The following is a 20,188-nucleotide window of genomic DNA, read 5'->3' as shown; positions in this document are numbered from 1 at the left end:
GGAGGCCACGCCGTGTCAAAGCCGCCGTTCACGCACCTGCACGTCCACACCCAGTACTCCCTGCTGGACGGTGCCGCGCGGCTCAAGGACATGTTCGACGCGTGCAACGAGATGGGCATGACCCATATCGCCATGTCCGACCACGGCAACCTGCACGGGGCGTACGACTTCTTCCACTCCGCGAAGAAGGCCGGGGTCACCCCGATCATCGGGATCGAGGCATATGTCGCACCCGAGTCCCGGCGCAACAAGCGGAAGATCCAGTGGGGCCAGCCCCATCAGAAGCGGGACGACGTCTCGGGTTCGGGTGGTTACACCCACAAGACGATCTGGGCGGCGAACAGGACCGGCCTGCACAACCTCTTCAAGCTCTCCTCGGACGCGTACGCCGAGGGCTGGCTTCAGAAGTGGCCCCGCATGGACAAGGAGACCATCTCCCAGTGGTCCGAGGGGCTCATCGCGTCCACCGGCTGCCCCTCCGGCGAGCTCCAGACCCGGCTGCGCCTGGGCCAGTTCGACGAGGCGCTGAAGTCCGCCGCCGAGTACCAGGACATCTTCGGCAAGGACCGCTACTTCCTGGAACTGATGGACCACGGCATCGAGATCGAGCACCGGGTCCGCGACGGCCTCCTGGAGATCGGCAAGAAGCTCGGCATCCCCCCGCTGGTCACCAACGACTCGCACTACACGTACGCGCACGAGGCGACCGCCCACGACGCGCTGCTGTGCATCCAGACCGGCAAGAACCTCTCCGACCCGGACCGCTTCAAGTTCGACGGCACCGGCTACTACCTGAAGTCCACGGACGAGATGTACGCCGTCGACTCCTCGGACGCCTGGCAGGAAGGCTGCCGCAACACCCTCCTGGTGGCCGAACAGGTCGACACCGAGGGCATGTTCGAGGCCAAGAACCTCATGCCGAAGTTCGACATCCCCGAGGGCTACACCGAGGTCACCTGGTTCAAGGAGGAGGTCCGCCGCGGCATGGAGCGCCGCTTCCCGGGCGGCATCCCCGAGGACCGCCAGAGGCAGGCCGAGTACGAGATGGACGTCATCATCCAGATGGGGTTCCCGGGTTACTTCCTCGTGGTCGCCGACTTCATCATGTGGGCCAAGAACAACGGCATCGCGGTCGGCCCCGGCCGAGGCTCCGCGGCCGGCTCGATCGTCGCCTACGCCATGGGCATCACCGACCTCGACCCGATCCCGCACGGTCTGATCTTCGAGCGGTTCCTCAACCCCGAGCGCGTCTCCATGCCCGATGTCGACATCGACTTCGACGAGCGCAGGCGCGTCGAGGTGATCAGGTACGTGACCGAGAAGTACGGCGCCGACAAGGTCGCCATGATCGGCACGTACGGCAAGATCAAGGCGAAGAACGCCATCAAGGACTCCGCGCGTGTGCTGGGCTACCCGTACGCGATGGGTGACCGGCTGACCAAGGCGATGCCCGCCGACGTCCTCGGCAAGGGCATCGACCTGAACGGCATCACCGACCCCTCCCACCCGCGCTACAGCGAGGCCGGCGAGATCAGGTCGATGTACGAGAACGAACCGGACGTGAAGAAGGTCATCGACACCGCCAAGGGTGTCGAGGGCCTGGTCCGGCAGATGGGTGTGCACGCGGCCGGCGTGATCATGTCCAGCGAGCCCATCGTCGACCACGCCCCGATCTGGGTGCGCCACACCGACGGCGTGACCATCACGCAGTGGGACTACCCGCAGTGCGAGTCGCTCGGCCTGCTGAAGATGGACTTCCTGGGCCTGCGCAACCTCACGATCATGGACGACGCCATCAAGATGGTGAAGGCCAACAAGGGCATCGACCTGGAGATGCTCGCCCTGCCGCTGGACGACCCCAAGACCTTCGAACTGCTCTGCCGAGGCGACACTCTCGGTGTCTTCCAGTTCGACGGCGGCCCGATGCGCTCGCTGCTCCGCCAGATGCAGCCCGACAACTTCGAGGACATCTCCGCCGTCTCGGCCCTCTACCGGCCGGGCCCGATGGGCATGAACTCCCACATCAACTACGCCGAGCGCAAGAACGGCCGGCAGGAGATCACGCCGATCCACAAGGAGCTGGAGGAGCCGCTCCAGGAGGTCCTTGCGGTCACCTACGGCCTGATCGTCTACCAGGAGCAGGTGCAGAAGGCCGCCCAGATCATCGCCGGCTACTCGCTCGGCGAGGCCGACATCCTGCGCCGCGTCATGGGCAAGAAGAAGCCCGACGAACTGGCGAAGAACTTCACCATCTTCCAGGCCGGCGCCAAGAAGAACGGCTACAGCGACGAGGCGATCCAGGCCCTGTGGGACGTCCTGGTCCCCTTCGCCGGCTACGCGTTCAACAAGGCGCACTCCGCCGCGTACGGACTGGTCTCCTACTGGACCGCGTACCTCAAGGCCAACTACCCGGCCGAGTACATGGCCGCGCTGCTCACCTCGGTGAAGGACGACAAGGACAAGTCGGCGGTCTACCTCAACGAGTGCCGTCGTATGCGCATCAAGGTGCTCCCGCCGAACGTCAACGAGTCGGAGCACAACTTCGCCGCCCAGGGCGACGACGTCATCCTCTTCGGGCTCGAGGCCGTGCGCAACGTCGGTACCAACGTGGTCGAGTCGATCATCCGCAGCCGCAAGGCCAAGGGGAAGTACGCCTCCTTCCCCGACTACCTCGACAAGGTCGAGGCGGTCGCCTGCAACAAGCGCACCACGGAGTCGCTGATCAAGGCGGGCGCGTTCGACACGATGGGGCACACCCGCAAGGGCCTCACCGCGCACTTCGACTCGATGATCGACAACGTGGTCGCGGTCAAGCGCAAGGAGGCGGAGGGCCAGTTCGACCTCTTCGGCGGGATGGGGGAGGAGGACACCAGCGAGCCCGGCTTCGGCCTGGACGTGGAGTTCACCACCGAGGAGTGGGACAAGACCTATCTGCTCGCCCAGGAGCGGGAGATGCTCGGTCTGTACGTCTCCGACCACCCGCTCTTCGGCCTGGAGCACGTCCTGTCCGACAAGGCCGACGCGGGCATCGCCCAGCTCACCGGCGGTGAGCACTCCGACGGCGCGGTCGTCACCATCGGCGGCATCATCTCGGGCCTCCAGCGCAAGATGACCAAGCAGGGCAACGCCTGGGCGATCGCCACCGTCGAGGACCTCGCCGGTTCCATCGAGTGCATGTTCTTCCCGGCGACCTACCAGCTGGTGTCGACGCAACTCGTCGAGGACGCCGTGGTGTTCGTCAAGGGCCGCCTCGACAAGCGTGAGGACGTGCCCCGGCTGGTCGCGATGGAGCTCCAGGTTCCCGACCTGTCCAACGCGGGCACCAACGCGCCCGTGATCCTCACCATCCCGGCGCTGAAGGTGACCCCGCCGATGGTCAGCAGGCTCGGCGAGATCCTCAGTCACCACAAGGGGGAGAGCGAGGTCCGCATCCGGCTCCAGGGCCCCAGCAGGACCACGGTCCTGCGGCTGGACCGGCATCGCGTGAAGCCGGACCCGGCGCTCTTCGGGGACCTGAAGGTGCTGCTCGGACCGTCCTGCCTGGCGGGTTGACCCACCAGGGCTCGGACCAGGCAGAGGGGCGCACTCCTGACGGGGTGCGCCCTTCTGTGTACCTGGGTCTCAACAACCCTTTATGCAGATGTCAGTTGTGACCGAAGCTCTTCTGCCGGCCCTTGCGGGCGACATCGCCGGGGGTCACCTGCGTGGCACGCTGCTCGGCCTGTGCCTCCATCGAGGAGTGCTGGGCCTCCTGCTGGCCACGCTCGGACTGCGGCTGTTTACGGTTCTGCTTCTTGTTCTTGGCCATGGTGATCTGCCTCCTGAGGGGGATCTAGGGGCCAGGGCCGGGACCAGATTCACATACGCTGACAGGAGGCGCATTTCGGATAATTACCGTGTGTGACAGGGAATGTCGCCGTGCGATGCCCCGAAACGCCACGCCGAAGATCGAGTTCGGGCCGTTAACCCCCGCGTGGTCGGGCAGACTCGAAGGAAGCCCGAAGCAAACCTCCCGGAAAGAGGGTGGATCGCGTGGACCGCTGCATCGTCCTGGTGGACGCCGGGTATCTGCTGGGGGCCGCCGCCAGTCTCCTTGCCGGGGAGCCCTCCCGTTCCCGCATCACCGTCGACCACGCCGCCCTGGTCCAGGGGCTGCGCGACCGGGCCGAGTCCGACACGGAACGGCCCCTGCTGCGCATCTACTGGTTCGACGGCGCCCCCGACCGCGTCCCGCAGCCCGAGCACCGCAGACTGCGTGTGATGCCCCGGGTCACCGTCCGGCTCGGCGCCCTGACCCGCAGCGACGGACGCTGGGCCCAGAAGGGCGTGGACGCCGCCATGCACGCCGAGCTCACCGAGCTGGCCCGCAACCGCGCCTGCTCCGACGTCGTGCTCGTCACCGGCGACGGCGACCTGCTGCCGGGAATGATGGCCGCCAAGGAGCACGGGGTCGCCGTACACCTGTGGGCCGTGCAGGCCGCCGACGGGGACTACAACCAGTCGGAGGACCTGGTCGCCGAGGCGGACGAGCGGCGGGTGCTGGACCGTGCGTGGATCACCAAGGCCGTACGCGCCAAGGAACTCGGCGGGATCTGCGCGCCGTCGCCCGTGCCGCGGCCCGAGATCGCCGCGATCCTCTCGGCGCCGCTGCCCGAGTCCGCGCCCTCGTCCGCGCCCGAACGGACCGCGGAGGAGCGCGAGCACGCCACGGCCGCCCCTTCGGAGAACGGCACGCAGGAGCGGGTGCCGGCGTCCAAGGGAGTGCCGACGCCCAAGGACCTCGCCGCGCTGCGGGCGCCCGGTACCCAGGCCGCGCAGCACCCCGCGAGCGCGACCCTGCGGTGGTCCTCGGACAAGGGCTGGGTCGACCGGCCCGGTGGTGCCGCCGAGCCGCCCGAGGTCGCCTCCATGCCGACCCTCGCGCAGCTCACCACGGCGGAGCAGCGGTGGGCCGACCGGGAGGAGGACATCACCACGGTCGGCGGGGACCCCTTCGAAGTGGGGCAGGTCTTCGCGCGGCGGTGGATGGAGCGGCTGGGTGACCAGGCGCATCTGCAGCGTCTGTCCGGGATGTATCCGCGGGTGCCGCACCGGATCGACGGAGAGCTGCTCAGGTACGCGGCGCGGTTCGGGCTGCTCGCGCACAAGGACGACCAGATCGACGAGCACGACCGCTATGCGATCCGGGCCGGGTTCTGGCGGGAGATCGATGTGCGGACGGCGGCGGAGCACGCGCCCGCCGGGGAGTGAAACGGCACATACGCCGCCCCAAAGGGGAGCAGGACGCCCCGACCCCGTAGTCTCGTCCCTTGTGAGTACGCGCGCGGCACAGGCACTTCGGCACGGTGGTGATGTCGTGTGTGCGGTGCGCGGGCTGACCAAGACCTATCCCGCGGTGCGCGGGCGGCGCGGAACCCCGGGGACACCCGAGGTGCGGGCCACCGACGACGTGGGGCTGGACATCCGGCGGGGTGAGATCTTCGGGCTGCTCGGGCCGAACGGCGCCGGGAAGACCACGCTCGTACGGCAGCTGACCGGGCTGATGCGGCCCGATCGCGGCAGCGTCGAGATCCTCGGACACGACATCGTGCGCCACCCGGACCGGGCCTCGCGGATCCTCGCCTACCTCGGCCAGGAGTCCACCGCCCTCGACGAACTCACCGTCTCGCTCGCCGCCGAGACCACCGGACGGTTGCGCGGCCTGGAGGCGCGGCGGGCGCGGGCCGAGCGGGACGCCGTACTCGAGGAGCTGGGGCTCACGCCCATCGCCGGACGGCCGCTGAGGAGGCTGTCCGGCGGGCAGCGGCGGCTCGCGTGCTTCGCGTCGGCGCTCGTGGGGGAGCGGCCACTGCTCGTGCTCGACGAGCCGACCACCGCGATGGACCCCGTGGCGCGGCGCGCGGTGTGGTCCGCCGTGGACCGGCGGCGGGCCGAGCGGGGCACGACCGTCCTGCTCGTCACCCACAACGTCATCGAGGCGGAGACGGTCCTGGACCGGGTCGCCGTCCTCGACCAGGGCCGGGTGATCGCCTGTGACACGCCTACGGGCCTCAAGGAACAGGTCGCGGGCGAGGTCCGCGTGGACCTCGTGTGGCGCGAGGCGGCCCCGCTGCACGTGCCCGAGGTCGCCGCGCTCCAGGACCGTGCCGTGGCCTCCGGGCGCCGCTGGACGCTGCGGCTCGCCCCCGAGGAGGCCCGCGCGGTCGTGGCCACCGTCACCGGCGGGGCCGCGTTCGCCGCGCTGGACGACTTCACGCTCGCCACACCCAGCCTGGAGGACGTGTACCTCGCGCTGGGCGGGGCCGCGCAGCAGGGGCTGGTGAAGGCTTGAGCGCTTTGAGTACGCGGACGGCCGTGTCCGTACGTCACAGGGCGACCGCCGGAGCGAAGAGGAGCAGAGCCACGTGAGTGTCGTACCCGCCGAGGTTCTGCCGGGCGGCGCGCCGGCCGTCGAGGAGACGGGCCGGGCCGCGGCCGCCGAGCTCGGGCCGCGCGCGCGGCTGTGGCCGTCGCTGGCGGCCGTGTACCGGGCACAGCTGTCCCGCGCGCGGGTCGCGCGCATCCCGCTGCTGTTCGTGGCGACCTTCCAGTCGATCGGCATCATGATCCTGATGCGAGGGGTCGTGGACGGCGGGGGCGAGGCCCAGTCCGTGGTCGCCGGGGCGTCCGTGCTGGTCGTCGCCTTCGTCGCGCTCAATCTGCTCGCGCAGTACTTCGGCCAGCTGCGGGCGAGCGGCGGGCTGGACCACTACGCCACCCTGCCGGTGCCGCCGGCCGCCGTGGTACTCGGTGCCGCGGGGGCCTACGCCTCCTTCACCGTGCCCGGGACCGTGGTGACCGCCGTGTTCGGGTGCGTGCTGTTCGGGCTTCCGCTCGCCCATCTGTGGGTCCTCGTGGCGGTGATCCCGCTGGCCGGTGCTGCCCTGGCGGGGCTGGGCGCCGCGCTCGGGCTGCTCGCGCCCCGGCCGGAACTGGCCACCTTGCTGGGACAGCTGGGGATGTCCGCCGCGCTGCTGCTCGGGGTGCTGCCCGCCGAGCGGATGCCCGAGGCGGTGCGGTTCACGCGGGACCTGTTGCCCTCGACCTACGGCGTCGAGGCGTTCGCACGTACCTTCGGGCCGCATCCCGACTGGGCCTTCGTACTCGGTGACCTCGCCGTGTGCGGGTGCGTGGGCGTGGTCTCGCTGGCCGTCGCCACCTGGGCGTATCGCCGGGCGGCCGTCCGGTGACGCGCCGCACAGGCGGGCCTGGCACGATGTCAGGGTGACCGCACCGTTGACTCCTCCTCCGCCGCCCCACGAACCGTCCTCGCACAATCCGTGGCAGGCCCCTGATGCCCGGTACGCGGCTCCCGCCGAAGCCCGGTACGGGCAGGACGGGCCCGGCATGAAGACCGAGCTGCTGGAGGCCGTGGTCGTCACGGTCGCCGTGGCGGTCCTCGGGGCGCTGCTCGGGGTGGTGTGGTGGTGGCTGGCGCCGCATGTGCCGCTGGTCGGGGATGTGGACGAGCAGGGCAGCTGGGTCGTCTATCTCAAGGACACCGAGGGGGAGCAGGCGGTGGGGGTGGACGGGACGTTCACCCTGCTGGCGCTGGCCTTCGGCTTTGTGAGCGCGCTCGTGGTGTTCCTCTGGCGGCGCCGGGGCGGGGTGCCGTTGGTGGTGGGGCTGGCCGTCGGAGGGGTGCTGGGGTCCTTCCTCGCGTGGCGGGTGGGGACGTGGCTCGGCCCGTCCTCGGATGTGCTCGCCCATGCGAAGGCTGTGGGCAAGGGCGTCACGTTCTCCGCGCCGCTGAAGCTGGGGGCAAAGGGGGCGTTGCTGGCCTGGTCGCTGGCCGCGCTGGTCGTGCATCTGGGACTGACGGCGTTGTTCGGGCCCCGCGATCCTGAGCCCATATATGGGCAGGCGGTCCCCAAGGACGGGTACGGGGCGCCTGCACAGTAGGGGAACTTCGACCCCGTCCCGGCCCTACGCCGGCCGCCTGCCGTGGTTCGAGCGGCCTGGGACCCGTCGAGGGGTCACGCGCGGGCGATGGGCGCCAGGACAGCTTTCGTGAGGTCGGCCAGGTCGGTCGGCGCCAGTTCCACCTCAAGGCCCCGGCGGCCGGCCGAGACACAGATCGTGGCGTGAGTGGAGGCAGAGGCGTCGAGGACCGTGGGGAGCTTCTTGCGCTGGCCCAGGGGAGAGATGCCGCCGCGGACGTAACCCGTGGTGCGTTCGGCGAGGGCCGGGTCCGCCATCGCCGCCCGTTTGCCGCCCGCCGCCGTCGCCAGGGCCTTCAGGTCCAGTGAGCCCGCCACCGGGACCACCGCCACCGTGAGGACCCCGTCCACGTCCGCCACCAGTGTCTTGAAGACCCGGTCGGGGGAGACGCCCATCGCCTCGGCCGCCTCCTCGCCGTAGGAGGGGTGGGAGGGGTCGTGGTCGTAGGCGTGCACGGTGAAGGGCACGCCTGCCGCGGTCAGCGCCACCGTCGCGGGGGTGCCTCCCGACTGCTGTTGCTTCTTCGGCTTCTTCGGCATCTGGCGGTTCCGGCCTCAGTTCAGACTCGTCGGGCCGAGCGTCAGTTCCGACGCCGGCAACGACGGAAGATTACGGATGATCGCCGTCTCCGCGCGCAGGAGTTTCAGTTCGTCCCGGAGCCGGGACGCGGTGTCGGGGGCCTGGAGCAGTCGCTGCTTCGTGGGGGTGTCCAGCATCATCGCCGCAGCCACCAGGTACGACACCACGGACGGTTCGTCCGGGAGGTCCGTGCCGGACGACAGGGTGCGTTCCCTGGCCCCCGCCAGGCGCTTCTGGTACTGGAGGAAGGCCCGGAGGACTCCTTCCGCCAAGGGACCGGACTCCTCGCCCGCCTCCTCCGGCAGCTCCTCCAGTTCGGCCGTCAGATACGGGCCCGACGCGTCGACGGACAGCAGGCGAACCCGGGTCGTGCCCGTCGCCAGGACCTCGAACGTGCCGTCCGCCCGCTCCCGTACCGTCGCCGCGTCCGCCACGCAGCCCACCGCGTGGAACGCCTTGACCGGGTCGTCGCCGAAGCCGGCCGCGGGGCCGCGCTCGGGCACGGCCGTCTGGTCCGGCAGGCCGGGTGCGCTGGGCGCCACCTCATGGCCGTCGCGGATCGCCACGACGGCGAACCGGCGCGGTTCCTCCTCGGGGGTCTTCAGCAGTTCGCGCATCATGGCGCGATAGCGCTCCTCGAAGACGTTGAGAGGAAGCACGAGCCCCGGGAACAGTACCGAGTTCAGGGGGAAGAGCGGGAGCCGCACGGTGGTCACGGCGCCAAAGCCTAATGGCCTCCGGAGCGGACACGACCCCGGTGCTCACTCCGTGGATGGATCAGGGCGTGCCGCCGGACCTCCTCGCGGACCTCCAGGAAGCGGCCCAGCGGGTCCTCGGACTCCCGGCCCCAGGGGAACGAGGTCGCGTACGGGCCGATCATGCGCAGCTGATCCAGAGCGTCCGTCCAGCGGCCGAGGCACACCAGGACGTACACCAGCTTGTTGCGGACCTCGGCCGGCCAGAGGTCGGCCGCCGCGAACGTGGCGGACAGCTCGATCGCCCGGTCCGCCGCCGCGTCCAGCCTCTCGCGCGGCACCGCGGTGCCGCCGCCCTCGGTCAGACAGGCGAGGGCCGCCCGCGCGGGCAGCGCCTGGATGAGAGAGCCGGCAGGGGCGTCCTGCGCGGCCCGGTCGGCGAAGTCGAAACACTCGCGGTACGAGCCGCGCCAGGAGGTCGCCAGATAGCGCAGAGCGGCGACATGGCAGCCGTAGTGGAGCGGGGCGCGCCTGAGGGCGGCCTCCCACAACTCCCCGAAGTAGGTGTGCCCCGCCTGAGAGCCCCGCGCGTGGTCCAGCGCGATACGCCACGGCACCGGGTCGCGGTCCTCGCCACGCGCCGCCGCCGTGATCAGCGGGCTCACCTCGCGCAGCAGCTCCGCCCGGGCCGGCGAGTCCCAGACGCGGTCCACCGCGAGCTGGGCGCCCAGCAGCAGCTGGTCCGGGTCGTACGGGGTCTCGGCGCGCCAGGCGTCGTACCACTCGGGGCGCGAGCGGGCGAAGGCGGAGAGCCGCCGGACGTACCGGTCGCGCAGTTCCCAGGCGGCGCTCTCGCGGGTTGCGGCGAGCAGCTCGGCCGCGCGTCCGTACGCGCCCTGCCCGGCCGCGACCAGCGCAGGGCCGAGCCGGTCGTCGGGCATGTCGAGCAGCACCTCGTCGTCGGCGGGCAGTCCGCCGGTGACGAGGTACGGGGGTATCCGTGACGCTCGGATGAAGGGGGGCAGCAGAGCCATGGTGTCGACCATTGAAAGACCGCGGGTCAACCCTGCGCCAGTGCGCACGTGCAACTCGTGGAAAGTTGTACGGCGGACGGTCAAGGCGCGGTAAAGACGTGACCTTCGTTCACCTTCCGCACCACGGACCTCCCTAACTTCGCCGCAACGTCCTCGTGGCCCCCGCCGCCACGGTGGTCGCCAGGATCCAGCCGAGGAGGACCATCGCGGCCGCCAGCCATTGCCAGCCGCCGCGCAGCTGCCAGAAACCGACCTGTCCCAGGTCGATCACCGGGAGCAGGAGGTCGAGGGCGAAGAGGGCGGGATTCCAGACCGGATGGTCGCCGCCCTTGAGCGGCGGATGGCTCGCGTGTGCGAACGCCATGGAACTCGCCGCCCACAGCACCGCCATCCATACGGCGGCCCGGCCGGGCCGGTACCCGTAGGCGACCGTCCAGTCCTGCACGTACCCCCACAGCTTGGCGGCCAGCGGCAGGCTCTCGCGGCGCCGGCGCTGCTTGGCGAGCAGCACCTCGCGCGCGTCCTCGTCCTCGCCACCGGCCCGCAGCACGGCCGCGAGCCTCTCGTACGGCTCCGGGTTGTACTCGGCGGTCGCGGCCGCCACCCACTCCAGCCGCTCGGCCAGCGGGAAGGGGCCGTGCGGTACGAGGTTCTCGTAGACGAAGCCGCCCATGTGGAGGCTGCCCGGCCCCGGCCAGGCGCTCGCCCGGTCCACTAGGTTGCCGACCCGCGCTCCCGAGAGGACCACCTTGCCGCGCTGCGGCTTCTCACCCAGGAAGCGCAGCTCCGGGGCCTGGACCCGGCGCAGCGACAGCTCCTGGTCCTCCGTGAAGGTGAAGCGGGCCCGCTCCAGGTCGACCGCGTCCCCGAACCGCCCGTCGTCCAGCCGCACCCCGCCCTGGCACTCGAAGCGCTGGATCCGCGTCCCGCGCGCGGGGGTCGCCCCGCTCAGCATGGAGGCGCCGACGCCCGCCGGGGTCAGGTACAGCGTGCGCTCGACGGTCAGCTGGGGGGCGTTCAGCGCGAGCCGGGTGTACGGGTTGGTCAGCCGGGCGCCACGCAGGCTCAGCGAGACGCCGATGGTGGCGCTGCGCAGGCTCAGCTCGCCGTGCGACTCCAGGAGCTCGGCCTGCAGGTCCTGGCCCACGGTCATGCCGTCGGCGGCGATCGAACGGCCGCTGCGGTCGCGGTAGACGATCGCCTGGTTCATCAGCAGATCCGTGCCGATGTGCGCGTCGGTCAGCCGTACGCCGTTGTGGAAACGGCAGCGCGGCAGATGCAGATCGCCCTCCGTGTGCACCCTGGCGGCCTCCAGGCGCGGCACCGAGCAGTCCACGAACCGCGCGGTGGTGAAGCGGGCCTCCGGCAGCAGGATCTCCCGCTCGAAGCGGCAGCCCTTCATCTCCAGGTACGGCACCACCGTGCCGCCCGCCAGGTCCAGGGTGCCGCTGATCTGCACGCCGGTGAGCTTCAGGGACGAGACCCGGCCGGCGAGCGCGGGCGGACCGTCCAGGAGCAGCCAGCAGACGATACGCGCGCGTACCGTGCGCTCGGGACCCCAGGGGTGCCCGCCGTGCGGATCGTCGACGACGCTGTCGCCGCTGCTCAGGTCGTACACGGTGCCGTTGCGGAAGGCCTGCCACATACCGGCCTCGGCGGCGGTCAGATCGTCCGGCAGGTCTCCGTCCCGGCTCCCGGCCCCCTCGGTCACGGTTCTTCCAGCCCCTCGGTCACTTGTGATTCGTACAACCGTTCATGCCCGCTGCGTAACCCACTGAACGCTAGACGTGAGGGCGATCTTCCGGGTTGCGTATCAGCCATTGGAATGCGCGAACGGGCCCTGAGGAGGGTCTGAGAGAATTGACCTCGTGATCTCCCGAATCGATCTGCGCGGCGACGCCCTCCCCGAGGGTCCCGCCCTGCGCGACCTGCTGCCCCGAGCCGACTTCGACGTTCAGGCCGCCCTGGAGAAGGTGCGTCCGATCTGCGAGGCCGTGCATCATCGGGGCGACGCGGCGCTGATCGACTTCGCGGAGAAGTTCGACGGGGTGCGGCTGGAGTCGGTACGGGTGCCGGCCGCCGCTCTGCACAAGGCGCTCGAAGAGCTCGACCCGGCCGTGCGCGCGGCCCTGGAGGAGTCCATCCGCCGCGCCCGTCTCGTCCACCGCGCGCAGCGCCGTACGACCCACACGACCCAGGTCGTGCCCGGCGGTTCCGTCACCGAGAAGTGGGTGCCGGTCGACCGGGTCGGGCTGTACGCGCCCGGTGGGCGGGCCGTGTATCCGTCGACCGTGGTCATGAACGTGGTCCCCGCGCAGGAGGCGGGCGTCGAGTCGATCGCTCTCGCCTCGCCCGCCCAGGCCGATTTCGGCGGTCTGCCGCACCCGACGATCCTGGCCGCCTGCGCGCTGCTCGGCGTCGACGAGGTCTACGCGGCCGGCGGTGCGACCGCCGTCGCGATGTTCGCGTACGGCACCGAGTCCTGCGCCCCCGCGCCGATGGTCATGGGTCCCGGCAACATCTGGGTCGCCGCCGCCAAGCGCTACTTCGCGGGCAAGATCGGCATCGACACCGAGGCCGGCCCGACCGAGATCGCGATCCTCGCGGACGACACCGCCGACCCGGTGCACGTGGCCGCCGACCTGATCAGCCAGGCCGAGCACGACCCGCTCGCCGCGTCCGTGCTCGTCACGGATTCCGTGAGCCTGGCGGACGCGGTCGAGAAGGAGCTGGAGCCGCAGGTCGCGGCCAGTAAGCACGTCGAGGAGCGGATCCGTCCGGCCCTCACCGGGCGCCAGTCAGCGATCGTCCTCGTCGACGGCATCGACGAGGGCCTCAGGGTCGTCGACGCGTACGGCGCCGAGCACCTGGAGATCCAGACGGCCGACGCCGCCGCGGTCGCCGACCGGGTGCGCAACGCGGGCGCGATCTTCATCGGGCCCTGGGCGCCGGTCTCGCTCGGCGACTACTGCGCCGGGTCCAACCACGTGCTCCCGACCGGCGGGTGTGCCTGCCACTCCTCCGGACTGTCCGTGCAGTCCTTCCTGAGGGGCATCCACATCGTCGACTACACGAAGGACGCGCTCGCGGACGTGGCGCACCACGTGGTGACGCTGGCGGAGGCGGAGGACCTGCCCGCCCACGGGGCGGCGATCAAGGCCCGGTTCGGGTGGAAGGTGCCGACGAGCAAGTGAACTTCGGAATCGACGATCTTCCCGTACGGGACGAGCTGCGCGGCAAGTCCCCCTACGGCGCGCCCCAGTTGGACGTCCCCGTACGGCTGAACACCAACGAGAACCCCTACCCGCTGCCCGAGCCGCTGGTCGAGCGCATCGCCGAGCGCGTCCGCGAGGCCGCCCGCGATCTCAACCGCTACCCGGACCGCAACGCGGTCGAGCTGCGCACCCAGCTCGCCAAGTACCTCACCGACACCTCGGGGCACGAGGTCGGCCTCGCCAACGTCTGGGCGGCGAACGGCTCCAACGAGGTCATCCAGCAGCTGCTGCAGACCTTCGGCGGACCGGGCCGTACGGCGATCGGTTTCGAGCCGTCGTACTCGATGCACGCCCTCATCGCGCGGGGCACCGGCACGGGCTGGATCTCCGGTCCCCGGGGCGAGGACTTCACGATCGACCTCGCCGCCGCCGAGCAGGCCGTCGCCGAGAACAAGCCGGACGTCGTGTTCATCACGACCCCCAACAACCCCACGGGAAACGCCGTCCCGCCCGAGACGGTCCTCGCGCTGTATGACGCCGCGCAGGCGGCGAAGCCCTCGATGGTGGTGGTCGACGAGGCGTACATCGAGTTCAGCCACGGCGACTCGCTGCTGCCGCTGCTCGAAGGACGGCCGAATCTCGTCGTCTCGCGGACCATGTCGAAGGCGTTCGGGGCCGCGGGCCTGCGCCTCGGCTACCTTGCCGCGCACCCGGCGGTCGTGGACGCCGTACAGCTCGTACGGCTGCCCTACCACCTGTCGGCCGTCACACAGGCGACCGCACTGGCCGCCCTGGAGCACACCGACACGCTGCTGAAGTACGTCGAGCAGCTGAAGGCCGAGCGGGACCGGCTGGTGAGCGAGCTGCGCGTGATCGGCTTCGAGGTCGTGGACTCGGACGCGAACTTCGTGCAGTTCGGGCGGTTCGACGGCCCGGGAGGCTCGCACGCGGTCTGGCAGCAGATCCTCGACCGGGGTGTCCTGGTCCGGGACAACGGCATCCCGGGGTGGCTGCGGGTCAGCGCCGGAACCCCGGCGGAGAACGACGCGTTCCTCGACGCGGTACGTGAGTTGAAGAAGGAGAGCACATGAGCCGCGTAGGACGTGTGGAACGAGTGACCAAGGAGACCTCGGTCCTGGTCGAGATCGATCTCGACGGGTCCGGGAAGGTCGAGGTGTCGACGGGCGTCGGCTTCTACGACCACATGCTCGACCAGCTCGGCCGGCACGGTCTGTTCGACCTCACCGTGAAGACCGAGGGCGACCTGCACATCGACTCCCACCACACCATCGAGGACACCGCCCTCGCGCTCGGCGCCGCCTTCAAGCAGGCGCTCGGCGACAAGGTGGGCATCTACCGCTTCGGCAATTGCACGGTCCCGCTGGACGAATCCCTCGCCCAGGTCACCGTCGACCTCTCCGGCCGCCCCTACCTCGTGCACACCGAGCCCGAGAACATGGCGCCGATGATCGGCGAGTACGACACCACGATGACCCGGCACATCCTGGAGTCCTTCGTCGCCCAGGCGCAGATCGCGCTGCACGTGCACGTGCCCTACGGGCGCAACGCGCACCACATCGTGGAGTGCCAGTTCAAGGCGCTGGCCCGTGCCCTCAGGTACGCCAGCGAGCGCGACCCGCGCGCGGCCGGCATCCTCCCTTCCACGAAGGGCGCGCTGTGACCGGCCTCTCGACCCTCCTGATCGTCGTCGGCCTCTTCCTGGCCGGCGGCATCTATTCCTTCGTCAAGCAGGACATGCCGAAGAGCCTGATCGTGCTGCTCTCCATCGGCGCCGCGATGTGTCTGGTCGCGGGCGTCGTGAGGCTGGAGGTGTGGAATTGAGCGCATCCAAGCGAGTGGTCGTCTTCGACTACGGCTTCGGCAACGTGAGGTCCGCCGAGCGCGCCCTCGCGCGCGCGGGAGCCGACGTCGAGATAACGCGTGACTACGACACGGCCATGAACGCCGACGGTCTGCTGGTGCCGGGCGTCGGCGCCTTCGCCGCCTGCATGAAGGGCCTGCACGAGGCCCGTGGGGACTGGATCGTCGACCGCAGGCTGTCCGGCGGGCGCCCGGTCATGGGCATCTGCGTCGGCATGCAGATCCTCTTCGCGCGTGGCATCGAGCACGGCGTGGAGAGCGAGGGCCTCGACGAGTGGCCCGGCTCGGTCGAGCCGCTGCAGGCCGAGATCGTGCCCCACATGGGCTGGAACACCGTCGACGCGCCGGCCGACTCTCAGCTGTTCGCCGGCCTGGACGCGGACGCCCGCTTCTACTTCGTGCACTCCTACGCCGTCCACGAATGGTCGCTGGAGACGCACAACACGGCGATGGCGGCCCCCAAGGTCACCTGGTCGACGCACGGCAAGCCCTTCGTGGCCGCCGTGGAGAACGGCGCGCTGTGGGCCACGCAGTTCCACCCCGAGAAGTCCGGCGACGCCGGTGCCCAGCTCCTCACCAACTGGATCGGAACACTGTGAGCAAGCTCGAACTCCTTCCCGCCGTCGACGTCCGCGACGGCCAGGCCGTCCGGCTCGTCCACGGCGAGTCCGGCACGGAGACCTCGTACGGCTCCCCGCTGGAGGCCGCGCTGTCCTGGCAGCGGTCGGGCGCCGAGTGGCTGCACCTGGTCGACCTGGACGCGGCGTTCGGCACCGGCGACAACCGTGAGCTGGTCCGGCAGGTCACCGAGGCGATGGACATCAAGGTGGAACTGTCCGGCGGCATCCGGGACGACGCCTCGCTGGCGGCCGCCCTCGCCACCGGCTGCACCCGGGTGAATCTCGGCACCGCCGCCCTGGAGAGCCCGGACTGGGTCGCCAAGGTCATCGCCGAGCACGGCGACAGGATCGCGGTGGGTCTGGACGTCCGCGGTACGACTTTGAAGGGCCGCGGCTGGACCCGCGACGGCGGCGACCTCTACGAGACGCTGGAGCGGCTCAACTCCGAGGGCTGCGCCCGGTATGTCGTCACCGACATCGCCAAGGACGGCACGCTCCAGGGCCCGAACCTGGAGCTGCTGCGCAATGTCTGCGCGGCGACCGACCGCCCGGTGGTGGCCTCCGGTGGCGTGTCCTCGCTGGACGACCTGCGGGCCATCGCCGAGCTGGTGCCCCTCGGTGTCGAGGGCTCCATCGTCGGGAAGGCCCTGTACGCGAAGGCGTTCACCCTGGAAGAGGCCTTGGAGGCGGTGACCAAGTGAGCGACGTACGACGTGTCACGACCGGCGGGCCCTGGGAGGAGACCTTCGGGTACTCGCGCGCGGTGGAACTGCCGAACGGCCTCGTGCTGGTCTCCGGCTGCACCTCGGTGGTGGACGGCGAGATCGTCGCGGGCGACCCGTTCGAGCAGACGGTCAACGCCTTCGACGTCGCGTTCGCGGCGCTGGGGCAGCTGGGGCTCGGCCGCGAAGACGTCGTGCGGACGCGCATGTACATCACCCACGCCCGGGACGTGGAGGAGGTCGGGCGGGCTCACAAGGAGCTGTTCGACGTCGTCCGGCCCGCCGCGTCCATGATCATCGTCTCCGGCTTCGTGGACCCGAGTCTGGTCGTCGAGGTCGAGGTGGAGGCGTTCCGAGGAGTGTCCTCATGACGTTGGCCGTGCGAGTCATCCCCTGCCTGGACGTGGACAACGGCCGGGTCGTCAAGGGCGTCAACTTCCAGAACCTGCGCGACGCGGGCGACCCCGTCGAGATGGCCAAGGTGTACGACGCCGAGGGCGCCGACGAGCTGACGTTCCTGGACATCACCGCCTCGTCGGGCAACCGTGAGACGACATACGACGTGGTGCGCCGCACCGCCGAGCAGGTGTTCATCCCGCTGACGGTCGGCGGCGGTGTCCGCACGGCCGAGGACGTGGACAAGCTGCTGCGGGCGGGGGCGGACAAGGTCGGGGTGAACACCGCGGCCATCGCGCGCCCCGAGCTGATCAAGGAGATCGCCGAGCGGTTCGGCCGGCAGGTGCTGGTGCTGTCGGTGGACGCGCGACGCACCGCGGACGGGACGTTCGAGGTCACCACCCACGGCGGTCGTCGCGGTACCGGCATCGACGCCGTGGAGTGGGCGCACCGGGCGGCCGAGCTGGGCGCCGGCGAGATCCTGCTCAACTCGATGGACGCGGACGGCACCAAGGACGGCTACGACCTGGAGATGATCGAGGCCGTCCGCAAGCATGTGACGGTGCCGCTGATCGCCTCCGGCGGCGCGGGAAAACTCGACCACTTCCCGCCGGCGATCGGGGCGGGCGCGGACGCGGTGCTGGCGGCCTCGGTGTTCCACTTCGGTGATCTGCGGATCGGCGAGGTGAAGGAGACGCTGCGGGGGGCGGGGCACCCGGTGCGGTGACGCCCTTGTCCGGCTGAGCCCCGGTCGTCGAGACGGCCGGGGCTTTTCCATGGGCAGATGAGAAAGAGAAGTTGCGCAAAATATATTGTGCAAGTTTTCTTGTGTATCTACGGTGAGGGCATGTCACGCGAGCAGAACCGCCCGATCACCGACCTCGGCACGCTCAAGGCCCTCGCCCACCCGCTGCGGATGCAGCTCTACCGGGGGTTGTGCGTGTCCCGGGTCGCCACCGCCTCCCACCTCGCCGACCAGGTCGACGAGGCTGTGTCGCTGGTCAGCTACCACCTGCGCAAGCTGGCCGAGCACGGGCTGATCGAGGAGGCCGAACCGCAGAGCGGGGACGGCCGGGAACGCTGGTGGCAGCCCTCCTCCCAGGGTGTGAGCATCCGCGACCGGGACTTCCGGGACGCGCCGGAGCGGGCGGCCGCGCATCTGGCGGCCACGCGGCTCTTCCACGAGCAGCGCGCCGACATGTACCGCCGCTACCTCGACGAGCGGCCGACCTGGAGCGCCGAATGGAACGCCGCCGCCCCGGACAGCGAGTCCCTGCTGCGGCTGACCTCGGCCGAACTGGACGAACTGCGTGAGGAGTTGCTCGCCCTCGCCAGGAAGTACGACGAGAAGGGCCGGGCCGCCGAAGCCGCCGGCGACACCGAGGGGCGCGAGAACGTCGCGCTGCACATGTACGGATTCCCGTTCCGCGTCTGAGAGGGCTCCCATCAGTGACCGCCACGCTCACCACCCCGGCCGACGCCGTCGACACCCCCGCCCACCGTGACGGCAACGTCCTGCGCTGGCTCGGCGGCTACACCGCGTCGATGATCGGCGACAGCGTCAACTACATCGCCCTGTCCTGGGCGGCCGTCCGGACCGGTACGCCCTCGCAGGCAGGCGTCGTGATGGCGGTCAGCGCGGTGCCGCGCGTGGTGCTCATGCTGGGCGGGGGAGTGATCGCCGACCGGTTCGGGCCGCGCAGGGTCGTCATCATCAGTGACACGGTCCGCTGTGCCGCCGTGCTCGCGGTGGCGGGGCTGCTCTTCCTCACCGGCCCCGGCCTGTGGCCGCTGGCCGTGCTCGCCCTCGTCTTCGGCACCGTCGACGCGGTGTTCCTGCCGGCCGTGGGAGCCCTCCCCGCGCGCGTGACGAGCCGCGGGCAACTCGCGCGTGTGCAGGGCATGCGGGGCCTCGGTATCCGCTTCGCGAGCGTGGTCGGTGGACCGCTGGGCGGACTCGCGGTGGCGGTCGGAGGTGCGGCGGCGGCGTTCACCTTCGCGGGGTTGCTGATCGCGGTGTCGGTGCCGCTGCTGATATCGGTACGGCTGCGGGAGCTGCCTGTCGGAGACGGGACCGGGGAGAGAGCCGGAGCGGCCGACGGAGCTGAGGACACGGCGGTCTTCGGCGCTGCGTGCGGGGGCGCAGGTGGAGCGGCCGGTGCGGACGAGGGGATGGCGGGTGGCGGCGAGCGGGTGGTTGGGGAGGGCGGTGGACGGGTGGTCTGTCGTGGTGGTGCGGCGGGCGGTCGCGAGATGGCTGGTGAGGGTGGCAAGCAGGTGGGGCGTCGTGGTGGTGCGGCGCGCGGCGGCCGGGTGGGCCGACGTGGTGGTCGGGCGGGCGGCGGTCAGGTGGTTGGTGAGGGCGACAGGCGGGTGGGCCGTCGAGGCGGTCGTGTGGGCGCGGTGGCCGGCAGTGGAGAGCCGGTGGCCGGGGGAGGCGCCGTCGGTCCTGGTGGCGCTGCCTGGCAGGACCTGGTCGTCGGGCTGCGCTACATCCGCCGTCACCGTGTCCTCGCCCCGCTGATGCTGGCCATCGCCCTCGGTGACCTCGGGTTCGTAGGACCGCTCAACGTCGGGCTGACGCTGCTCGCCGACGAGCGTGGCTGGGGCGCCTCCGGGATGGGCTGGGTGCTCGCCGGGTTCGGCGTCGGCGCCGGGGCCGCCTCCCTGCTGCTCGCCGTGCGCGGGTGCGTGCCGCACGCCGGGCACGTGATGGTGTACGCCTGCCTCGGCGGGGCGGTCGCGATCGGTGCCCTTGCCTTCGTTCCAGGGGTCCTCGCGGCCGTCGGGGTCGCCCTGCTGATCGGACTGCTCGCCGGGCTCAGCGGTGCCTTGTGCGGTGCCCTGTTGCAGACGCAGGCGGATCCCGCCTACTTGGGCCGCGTCACCGCCGTCGCCTCACTGGTCAGTCTCGGATTCGCACCGCTGAGCATGCCCCTGTCGGCCGCCGCCATCGGCGCCTGGGGTACCGGACCGGTCTTCGTGGTCAGCGCGGCGGTGTGCGGGCTCGGCGGGGTGGTCGCGCTGTGCGCACGGAACCTGCGCCGCGCCGAGCTCCCGACCTGA

General features: G+C 70.7%; 20 protein-coding genes. 15 read left to right on the top strand and 5 right to left on the bottom strand.

The window, feature by feature from the left end; all coding sequences use genetic code 11:
* The first annotated feature begins 12 nt into the window (after positions 1-12).
* Positions 13-3,552, top strand: a complete 3,540-nt coding sequence (gene dnaE, locus RNB18_RS11370; RefSeq protein ID WP_311713989.1) for a DNA polymerase III subunit alpha — start codon at positions 13-15, stop codon at positions 3,550-3,552.
* A 91-nt stretch (positions 3,553-3,643) separates the two neighbouring features.
* Here the strand turns inward: dnaE and RNB18_RS11365 are convergent, their stop codons facing one another.
* Positions 3,644-3,808: a hypothetical protein gene (locus RNB18_RS11365; RefSeq protein WP_167368214.1), complete on the bottom strand. Its 165-nt coding sequence runs from the start codon at positions 3,806-3,808 to the stop codon at positions 3,644-3,646.
* A 224-nt stretch (positions 3,809-4,032) separates the two neighbouring features.
* Between RNB18_RS11365 and RNB18_RS11360 the strand changes: the two genes are divergently transcribed.
* From RNB18_RS11360 to RNB18_RS11345, 4 genes are all read left to right on the top strand, one after another.
* The gene (locus RNB18_RS11360; protein ID WP_311713988.1) at positions 4,033-5,250 is read left to right on the top strand and encodes an NYN domain-containing protein; all 1,218 of its coding nucleotides are present in this window, start codon (positions 4,033-4,035) and stop codon (positions 5,248-5,250) included.
* 106 nt (positions 5,251-5,356) lie between these two features.
* A complete protein-coding gene (locus tag RNB18_RS11355; protein ID WP_311714256.1) occupies positions 5,357-6,331 on the top strand; it encodes an ABC transporter ATP-binding protein in 975 nt (324 codons plus the stop codon).
* Between the two features lie 73 nt (positions 6,332-6,404).
* Positions 6,405-7,229 carry an ABC transporter permease gene (locus tag RNB18_RS11350; protein WP_311713987.1) on the top strand — a complete coding sequence of 275 codons (825 nt, stop codon included), beginning with the start codon at positions 6,405-6,407 and terminating at the stop codon, positions 7,227-7,229.
* A 34-nt stretch (positions 7,230-7,263) separates the two neighbouring features.
* A complete protein-coding gene (locus RNB18_RS11345) occupies positions 7,264-7,941 on the top strand; it encodes an AAA family ATPase (protein WP_311713986.1) in 678 nt (225 codons plus the stop codon).
* A 74-nt stretch (positions 7,942-8,015) separates the two neighbouring features.
* On the opposite strand, the gene ybaK is transcribed toward RNB18_RS11345, so the two are convergent.
* The 4 genes from ybaK to RNB18_RS11325 all read right to left on the bottom strand — a co-directional run bounded on the left by ybaK (position 8,016) and on the right by RNB18_RS11325 (position 11,999).
* The gene (gene ybaK / locus RNB18_RS11340; RefSeq protein ID WP_311713985.1) at positions 8,016-8,519 is read right to left on the bottom strand and encodes a Cys-tRNA(Pro) deacylase; all 504 of its coding nucleotides are present in this window, start codon (positions 8,517-8,519) and stop codon (positions 8,016-8,018) included.
* A 15-nt stretch (positions 8,520-8,534) separates the two neighbouring features.
* On the bottom strand, positions 8,535-9,275 hold the full coding sequence (locus RNB18_RS11335; RefSeq protein ID WP_311713984.1) for an LON peptidase substrate-binding domain-containing protein: 741 nt from the start codon (positions 9,273-9,275) through the stop codon (positions 8,535-8,537).
* Positions 9,276-9,286: 11 nt separating this feature from the next.
* On the bottom strand, positions 9,287-10,300 hold the full coding sequence (locus RNB18_RS11330; protein WP_311713983.1) for a hypothetical protein: 1,014 nt from the start codon (positions 10,298-10,300) through the stop codon (positions 9,287-9,289).
* Between the two features lie 121 nt (positions 10,301-10,421).
* The gene (locus RNB18_RS11325) at positions 10,422-11,999 is read right to left on the bottom strand and encodes an oxidoreductase (protein WP_311713982.1); all 1,578 of its coding nucleotides are present in this window, start codon (positions 11,997-11,999) and stop codon (positions 10,422-10,424) included.
* 157 nt (positions 12,000-12,156) lie between these two features.
* On the opposite strand from RNB18_RS11325, the gene hisD reads away from it, so the two are divergent.
* The 10 genes from hisD to RNB18_RS11275 all read left to right on the top strand — a co-directional run bounded on the left by hisD (position 12,157) and on the right by RNB18_RS11275 (position 20,188).
* The gene (gene hisD / locus RNB18_RS11320; RefSeq protein ID WP_311713981.1) at positions 12,157-13,482 is read left to right on the top strand and encodes a histidinol dehydrogenase; all 1,326 of its coding nucleotides are present in this window, start codon (positions 12,157-12,159) and stop codon (positions 13,480-13,482) included.
* The gene (locus RNB18_RS11315; protein WP_311713980.1) at positions 13,479-14,594 is read left to right on the top strand and encodes a histidinol-phosphate transaminase; all 1,116 of its coding nucleotides are present in this window, start codon (positions 13,479-13,481) and stop codon (positions 14,592-14,594) included. The genes hisD and RNB18_RS11315 overlap by 4 nt, the downstream gene beginning before the upstream one ends.
* Complete coding sequence (gene hisB, locus RNB18_RS11310; RefSeq protein WP_007381383.1) at positions 14,591-15,184, top strand: imidazoleglycerol-phosphate dehydratase HisB; 594 nt, start codon at positions 14,591-14,593, stop codon at positions 15,182-15,184. The genes RNB18_RS11315 and hisB overlap by 4 nt, the downstream gene beginning before the upstream one ends.
* On the top strand, positions 15,181-15,345 hold the full coding sequence (locus RNB18_RS11305; protein WP_057618481.1) for a hypothetical protein: 165 nt from the start codon (positions 15,181-15,183) through the stop codon (positions 15,343-15,345). Before hisB ends, RNB18_RS11305 begins: the two co-directional genes overlap by 4 nt.
* Positions 15,342-15,983 (top strand): imidazole glycerol phosphate synthase subunit HisH, encoded by a 642-nt coding sequence (hisH, locus tag RNB18_RS11300; protein WP_311713979.1) that lies wholly within the window; start codon positions 15,342-15,344, stop codon positions 15,981-15,983. Before RNB18_RS11305 ends, hisH begins: the two co-directional genes overlap by 4 nt.
* Positions 15,980-16,705, top strand: coding sequence for a bifunctional 1-(5-phosphoribosyl)-5-((5-phosphoribosylamino)methylideneamino)imidazole-4-carboxamide isomerase/phosphoribosylanthranilate isomerase PriA (gene priA, locus RNB18_RS11295; protein WP_311713978.1), 726 nt, complete (start codon positions 15,980-15,982; stop codon positions 16,703-16,705). The genes hisH and priA overlap by 4 nt, the downstream gene beginning before the upstream one ends.
* Positions 16,702-17,097 (top strand): RidA family protein, encoded by a 396-nt coding sequence (locus RNB18_RS11290; protein ID WP_311713977.1) that lies wholly within the window; start codon positions 16,702-16,704, stop codon positions 17,095-17,097. The genes priA and RNB18_RS11290 overlap by 4 nt, the downstream gene beginning before the upstream one ends.
* Positions 17,094-17,849 carry an imidazole glycerol phosphate synthase subunit HisF gene (hisF, locus tag RNB18_RS11285; RefSeq protein ID WP_057618477.1) on the top strand — a complete coding sequence of 252 codons (756 nt, stop codon included), beginning with the start codon at positions 17,094-17,096 and terminating at the stop codon, positions 17,847-17,849. The genes RNB18_RS11290 and hisF overlap by 4 nt, the downstream gene beginning before the upstream one ends.
* A gap of 120 nt (positions 17,850-17,969) precedes the next feature.
* Positions 17,970-18,557, top strand: coding sequence for an ArsR/SmtB family transcription factor (locus RNB18_RS11280; RefSeq protein ID WP_311713976.1), 588 nt, complete (start codon positions 17,970-17,972; stop codon positions 18,555-18,557).
* 14 nt (positions 18,558-18,571) lie between these two features.
* The gene (locus RNB18_RS11275) at positions 18,572-20,188 is read left to right on the top strand and encodes an MFS transporter (protein WP_311713975.1); all 1,617 of its coding nucleotides are present in this window, start codon (positions 18,572-18,574) and stop codon (positions 20,186-20,188) included.

This window comes from Streptomyces doebereineriae (assembly GCF_031845645.1).
Classification (GTDB): Bacteria; Actinomycetota; Actinomycetes; order Streptomycetales; family Streptomycetaceae; genus Streptomyces; species Streptomyces canus.
The sequence above is the reverse complement of the archived record's forward strand: the minus strand, read 5'-3'. Positions and strand labels throughout refer to the sequence as shown.